Raw genomic sequence first — 6,359 nt, forward strand, 5'->3', positions numbered from 1 at the left:
GTCAAGATATGGATATTTCAGTTAAATCGATAGATTTCAATACCTTATGTCAGTACTGACTTTTTAGAGATGCCCTTTATTGAGGCTGGTAAGTTTAAGGCAAATAGGTCGGTATATATTGTGTCTCCTGAAGATTTAGCAAATAGAAATAAGATTGATGATATAGATTCTTTGCGAAGCGATTTTTGTGAATATCATAAATTCCGTTCGAGTTTTTCACACCCTTAATAACAATAGTTGCATTAACGATACATGAAGAATTCAAGCACATGAGCTTTCGCGATTTTGAGCCGTTACTGAAAAGTTTCTGGTAAAGTTGAACGTGAGGCGTATATCTGGAACCGCCAGACAGTTCCACACCTTCGGGAATTTTCATACTCTTCCTGACGATTCAAGAAGATAAAGATGCGGAGCTGGGGCTCCGCGCTCCCAGATTTCCATCCACATTCATCCTAACCCACTCTCATGTAATCACTTGTAAGCCTTTTTTCGCAAATCGCCGACTTTGTGTGTGATTCCGATGCCGGTATAAAGAGGAGAGAACGATGCGACTATTATCTTTTAAAAGTTACCTGTCCCTTTTTTTGGTTCTGCTTTCCTGCAATTATTATGCCCCGCCTGTGAGTAACGCAATAGAAGGGAATGCAGGTTCAAGGCTCAATTCCGAGAGTTTTGGGACGTTCGATGAGCCTTGGGCCATGACCTTTCTGCCGGATGGCGATCTTCTGGTAACTGAAAAAGCCGGAACGTTGCTTCTGGTCAAACTGGCTGACCGCTCCAGAATTCCGGTTCAGGGCGTACCCAAGGTGGCGTACGGTGGTCAGGGTGGCCTGGGTGATGTAATTCTTCATCCTCGATATAAAGATAACGGCTGGATATACCTCTCTTATGCCGAGCAGGATGCCTCGGGAAAAAGGGGCGCAGCGGTTGCCCGTGCCCGATTTCGTCCCGCATCGTCGAGGCCGAAACTGGAAAACCTTGAAATCATCTGGCGGCAGGAACCCAAAGTGTCAGGCAGCGGGCATTACTCACATCGCCTGGCATTCAGCCCGGATGGGCATCTGTTCATCACTTCCGGCGATCGGCAAAAACAGACGCCGGCACAGAGCTGGCGACAAAATCTTGGCAAGGTGATCAGGTTGAATGCGGACGGGTCGGTACCGCCGGACAATCCGTTTCAGGATAAAGGAGAACTCGCAAAAACCTTCTGGTCTCTTGGGCATCGAAATCTTCTTGGTATTGCATTCGACAAACAGGGGCGACTCTGGACGCACGAGATGGGGCCCAGGCACGGTGATGAATTCAACCTGACCATTGCCGGAGAAAATTACGGATGGCCCATCGTATCATGGGGCGACCACTACTCCGGCATTCCGATTCCCGATCATGACACGCGTCCGGAATTCCATGCTCCCGAGACATACTGGGCGCCAACCGTTGCGCCTTCAGGTCTGATTATCTATAACGGTTCTATGTTCCCTGAGTGGCAGGGCAATGCTTTCATCGGAGGACTCAGGTCAAAATCTCTGATACGGATCAGGATTGACGGTGACCAGGCAAAAGAGGTCGAACGTTTCAGCATGGAGAAACGGATACGAGAGGTCGAGCAAGGGCCAGACGGTGCAATATGGGTTCTGGAGGATGAAAAAGGCGGTCGCCTGCTCCGGCTCACTCCACACGCGCGAGCAAATACCGGGGATGTCGGAACGCGTCGATAATTTGGGGCGATGGATTCAGACGCGAGCTTCCAGCTTTCGGTTTCGACTGTTCTGAACCTTCGGAAAATTCCGTACTTTTTCCTGACAATCTCAGAAGCATTTTTCTGCGTAATGGTTTTTCTACTCAGAAGATGCCGAGCTGGAATTCGGCGCTCCCAGGTTTTTCCCCACATTCATCCTGACTCACGCTCATGCAATCACTTGAAAGTCTTCTCTCGCAAATCGCCGATGTCGTTTGGGGTATTCCGCTCCTGGTGGCGTTGATCGGGACGCATCTGTTTCTGACGTTCAGGCTGGGCATTATCCAGAAGCACTTGCCTCACGCCATCCGCATTTCGTTCACCCGTTCGCACGAGGGCACTGGGGAGATCAGCCATTTCGGGGCGCTGGTGACGGCGCTGGCGGCGACCATCGGTACGGGCAACATCGTCGGCGTGGCCACGGCGGTGGCGGCTGGCGGGCCGGGCGCGGTGCTCTGGATGTGGCTGACCGGTGTGTTCGGCATCGCCACCAAGTACGGCGAGGCGCTGCTGTCGGTCAAGTACCGCACGATCAACGACGATGGTTCCGTGTCGGGCGGGCCGATGTACGTGATCGAAAAGGCGCTCGGCCAGAAGTGGCTCGCCGTGCTGTTCGCCGTTTTCACCTCCGTGGCGGCGTTCGGCATCGGCAACATGGTGCAGGCCAACTCGATAGCCACGATGTTGCAGAGCAACCTGAATGTGTCGCCGTGGATCAGCGGCGGGTTGATGACGGTGTTCACGGCGGTGGTGATCATCGGCGGCATCAAGTCGATTGCGCGGGTGTGCGAGTATCTCGTGCCGTTCATGGCGGCGTTCTACCTGATCGGCTGCGCCGTGCTGCTCTTCATCGGGCGCGAAACCCTTGGCGAGACGATCCAGCTCATCGTTTCATCAGCCTTCACCGGTCAGGCGGCGCTCGGCGGTTTCGCGGGCGCTGGCATGAAGGAGGCGGTACGGTTCGGTATCGCCCGCGGCCTTTTCTCGAACGAGTCCGGCCTCGGCAGCGCACCGATCGTTGCGGCGGCGGCGCAGACCGACGAGCCGGTGCGGCAGGCGCTGATCTCCTCGACCGGCACCTTCTGGGACACGGTGGTCGTCTGCGCCGCGACGGGCATCGTGGTGGTCAACTCCGGCGAGTGGACGACCGGCCTGAAGGGCGCGGAGCTGACCAGCGCAGCTTTCGCCGACGTGCCGGTCATCGGCCCCGCCGTACTCACCTTCGGCCTGCTCACCTTCGTCTTTTCGACGATTCTCGGCTGGTCATACTACGGCGAGAAGGCGATGGAGTACCTCTTCGGCAAGCGGGCGATCAAGCCCTACCGCTGGGCCTGGGTCGCGGCGGTGATGGTCGGCTCGGTCGCCTCGCTGCAGGTGGTCTGGACTTTCGCCGACATCGCCAACGCCCTCATGGCGGTGCCGAACCTGGTCGCGTTGCTGCTGCTCAGCCCCGTCATCGCCAGCGAAACGAAGGACTATTTTGAACGCCGGGAGTGAGGAGAGAATCAGACCGATCAGTCAGATTTCCCCGATCCCGACTGATCGGTCTGATCTTATTGCTTAACGCTCTTTTTTCTGGAAGGTTTGAAAAAAAATTCTATCTTGGCTCACCTTTTCAATTACACCATACTGATTACAAAAGACAGGCCACTATGAATTTTAACCCCTGGCATCACGTCGAGATTGGCGATGACTGCCCGAATGTCGTGAATGCGATCATCGAGATTTCCAAAGACAGCAAAACCAAGTACGAGCTGGACAAAAAAACCGGAATGCTGAGGCTCGATCGTGTACTTTTTTCCTCCCTCCTCTATCCCGAAAACTACGGTTTCATTCCCAAGACCCTCGGTGAAGACCATGACCCGCTCGACATTGTCGTCGTTTCGCAGTGCTCCATTGTGCCGATGTGCGTGGTGCAGGCCAAGGTGATCGGCGTCATGCGCATGATCGATCACGGCGAGGGTGACGACAAGATCATCGCCGTTGCCGAAGGTGACATGAGCGTCAGCGGCATCAACGACATTTGCGATCTCGGCAAGCACTTCAAGATGGAACTTCAGCACTTCTTCGAGGAGTACAAGGCGCTTGAGCAGAAGACGGTTCTGGTCGAAGAGTTCCAGGACGCCGCGACGGCAAAGCAGATTCTGCTCGACTCGATCAACCGCTACAATGAAACCTACGCCTGATTCCGGTCTTCAGCATGTTTTTTTGATTCGGTGAACTTGACTGGGGGCGACATGGAACAACAGCCATGTCGCCTCCTTTCATCTATGCCGCCGATACTTCAAAAGTAATGCGCCCGTTGTGGCATATGATGTTGAAAGGTTGATATATACATTCCGCAGTATCCGATGCCGATCATGGATTCTGTTTGATCCTTTCAGACGCAAACTTTTCTTCTTTGCGCTATAATTTGTTGTAATACATAGAGATAATTGTGCTGGTCGCATGGGGTGGCTTTGTGCGGCCTTGCCGTGAGAAGTCCGTAAAACCGCGCCAGCTCAGAGGTTGGTGATTTGTGGATGGAATGTGGATAACTTGTGGAAGGGTGTTGAGTTCTTCACTGGCAAGGGGTGCGGCGAGGATATTACAGAAAAGTGATATATTGGCCGATGTTTTGCGCTGAAGCACTTTTTCCATAAAATCACATACCTTCATGATTCTTCTTTCCCCGCAGGAACAGAAATCGAGAGCGTCGCGCATCCGGCTCGTTCTTTCGGACAACGACGGGGTGTTCACCGACAACGGCGTTTACTACTCGGAACGGGGCGAAGAGTTCAAACGGTACTCCATTCGTGACGGCATGGGCGTCGAACGGCTCCGCGAGCATGGCGTCGAAACCGGCATCATGACCGGCGAGGTTTCGCCAAGCATTGTCAGGCGGGCGCAGAAGCTTCACATTGAACACTTGTACCTCGGCGTCAAGGACAAGCAGTCGCGGTTGGCGGATGTGCTCTCGGATACCGGCCTCGCCGTGGCCGAGATCGCCTATATCGGCGACGACGTGAACGACATCGGCATCATGAACGCCATCTCGCCTTTCGGCCTGGTGGCCTGTCCCGGCGATGGAATGCATCTGGTCGAGCCCTGCGTTCACTACCGGTGCAACGCGCATGGTGGCCGTGGAGCCTTCCGGGAATATGCCGAATGGCTCATCGCCCTGAGAGCTTCATAAAATCTGTGCACTTTTTTTCCCGTACCAACAGTATCAACCTGCGTCATCCGGCGCACGTTTCTTCATTATTTGATTGAATAATTTATGGCTGAAGTGAAAATCGGAAATTCCATGGTCGGCGACGGCCATCAGGTGTATGTGATCGCGGAGATCGGGATCAATCATAACGGCTCGCTCGAAGTGGCCAGAAAGCTGATCGAGGGTGCCGCGCAGGCTGGCTGCGACGCGGTCAAGTTCCAGAAGCGCACACCCGAGCTGTGCGTACCGATGGATCAGCGCCAGATCGAGCGCGACACGCCGTGGGGGCGCATGACCTATATGGATTATCGCTACAAGGTGGAGTTCAGTTTCGACGACTACTCCGAGATTGATGCGTACTGCCGCGAGCAGGGCATTGCGTGGTTCGCGTCGTGCTGGGACGAAGAGGCGGTCGATTTCATGGAGCAGTTCAATCCGCCGTGCTACAAGGCCGCGTCGGCTTCGCTGACCGATCTCGCGTTGCTGAAAAAAACGAAGGCGACCGGTCGTCCGCTGATGATCTCGACCGGCATGTCCACGATGGAGGAGGTCGAAGCCGCCGTCAACGAGCTTGGCCGCGACAATCTGCTGATCGCGCACACTAACTCCACCTATCCCTGCCCGGTCGATGAGCTGAACCTGCGCATGATCCACACCCTGCAACAGCGCTATCCCGAAAATCCCATCGGCTATTCGGGCCACGAGGTGGGACTGGCCACCACCTGGGCGGCGGTGGCGCTCGGCGCGACCTTCGTGGAGCGCCACGTGACGCTCGACCGCGCGATGTGGGGTTCCGACCAGGCGGCGTCGGTGGAAATTTCCGGCATGTCGAGGCTGGTCTCCAACATCAGGGACATCGAGCAGTCGCTTGGCGATGGCGTCAAGCGGGTGTACGACGGCGAGGCCGCCGCGCGAAAGAAGCTCAGAAGAGTATAGTTCGCAAGGATTTACTATCGAAATAAAACTTTAAGCCGCAGAGGAGCCGAATCCTCTGCGGCTTTTTTTGTGCCTCTGGAAGGGTTGCAATCCTGTCAGTCTGGCAGGGGAGAAAGGCGCGATTTCTGATGTTTTTTGCGATCGGAGAGAGGATTTCCGAAAGCATGAGCGCATCGTTTTCAATTTTGTTACATTTTTTTTATTTACGTATCAGGGTCTTTTATACAGTCTTAAGCTGTTGTAAAGTAGTGGTTTACGTGATATTTACGCTGTGAACTCTTTCGTTTTATAATGGACTTTGGAGTGTAGTTTTGTGCGTTTTTTATTGTGCTTTTTAAAAAAAAGTCCATAAGTTATAAGAGGAGCCTTACCAATCAACCTTAGGTAGGCCTTTTCCTTGATCATGATCATAAGGTTATTACTCCGGCCAATAAAGGTATCAATTCTTGGCATAGCGAACATTGGGATGATCAAACAGTTTTTCGACTTTGC

At 53.8% G+C, this 6,359-nt stretch carries 7 protein-coding genes; 5 read left to right on the plus strand and 2 right to left on the minus strand.

Annotation, left to right across the window (positions count from 1 at the left end):
• Window positions 1-545 precede the first annotated feature (545 nt).
• The 3 genes from FGF66_RS12125 (at window position 546) to FGF66_RS12135 (ending at window position 3,924) form a co-directional block, all read left to right on the plus strand.
• The gene (locus FGF66_RS12125; protein WP_139457891.1) at window positions 546-1,718 is read left to right on the plus strand and encodes a PQQ-dependent sugar dehydrogenase; all 1,173 of its coding nucleotides are present in this window, start codon (window positions 546-548) and stop codon (window positions 1,716-1,718) included.
• A gap of 191 nt (window positions 1,719-1,909) precedes the next feature.
• Entirely contained in the window at window positions 1,910-3,235 is a 1,326-nt protein-coding gene (locus FGF66_RS12130) for an alanine/glycine:cation symporter family protein (RefSeq protein WP_139457892.1), read from the plus strand.
• Between the two features lie 155 nt (window positions 3,236-3,390).
• A complete protein-coding gene (locus tag FGF66_RS12135; RefSeq protein WP_139457893.1) occupies window positions 3,391-3,924 on the plus strand; it encodes an inorganic diphosphatase in 534 nt (177 codons plus the stop codon).
• Between the two features lie 220 nt (window positions 3,925-4,144).
• On the opposite strand, the gene FGF66_RS12760 is transcribed toward FGF66_RS12135, so the two are convergent.
• Window positions 4,145-4,396 (minus strand): hypothetical protein, encoded by a 252-nt coding sequence (locus tag FGF66_RS12760; RefSeq protein WP_170181376.1) that lies wholly within the window; start codon window positions 4,394-4,396, stop codon window positions 4,145-4,147.
• Here FGF66_RS12760 and FGF66_RS12140 point away from each other — a divergent pair.
• Complete coding sequence (locus FGF66_RS12140; RefSeq protein WP_139457894.1) at window positions 4,395-4,913, plus strand: KdsC family phosphatase; 519 nt, start codon at window positions 4,395-4,397, stop codon at window positions 4,911-4,913. The two genes, FGF66_RS12760 and FGF66_RS12140, sit on opposite strands and share 2 nt — an antisense overlap.
• Before the next feature lie 84 nt (window positions 4,914-4,997).
• A complete protein-coding gene (locus FGF66_RS12145; RefSeq protein ID WP_170181377.1) occupies window positions 4,998-5,867 on the plus strand; it encodes an N-acetylneuraminate synthase family protein in 870 nt (289 codons plus the stop codon).
• A 264-nt stretch (window positions 5,868-6,131) separates the two neighbouring features.
• Here the strand turns inward: FGF66_RS12145 and FGF66_RS12840 are convergent.
• Window positions 6,132-6,359: hypothetical protein (locus FGF66_RS12840; RefSeq protein WP_211342014.1), on the minus strand; the 228-nt coding region annotated here is incomplete at its 5' end.

The organism is Chlorobaculum thiosulfatiphilum (assembly GCF_006265165.1).
GTDB classification, from domain to species: Bacteria; Bacteroidota; Chlorobiia; order Chlorobiales; family Chlorobiaceae; genus Chlorobaculum; species Chlorobaculum thiosulfatiphilum.

Excerpts from the sequence above, each read along its gene's own strand:
- FGF66_RS12125 (WP_139457891.1), top strand. The coding sequence starts at position 546 with ATGCGACTATTATCTTTTAAAAGTTACCTGTCCCTTTTTTTGGTTCTG.
- FGF66_RS12130 (WP_139457892.1), top strand. The coding sequence starts at position 1,910 with ATGCAATCACTTGAAAGTCTTCTCTCGCAAATCGCCGATGTCGTTTGG.
- FGF66_RS12135 (WP_139457893.1), top strand. The coding sequence starts at position 3,391 with ATGAATTTTAACCCCTGGCATCACGTCGAGATTGGCGATGACTGCCCG.
- FGF66_RS12140 (WP_139457894.1), top strand. The coding sequence starts at position 4,395 with ATGATTCTTCTTTCCCCGCAGGAACAGAAATCGAGAGCGTCGCGCATC.
- FGF66_RS12760 (WP_170181376.1), bottom strand. The coding sequence starts at position 4,396 with ATGAAGGTATGTGATTTTATGGAAAAAGTGCTTCAGCGCAAAACATCG.
- FGF66_RS12145 (WP_170181377.1), top strand. The coding sequence starts at position 4,998 with ATGGCTGAAGTGAAAATCGGAAATTCCATGGTCGGCGACGGCCATCAG.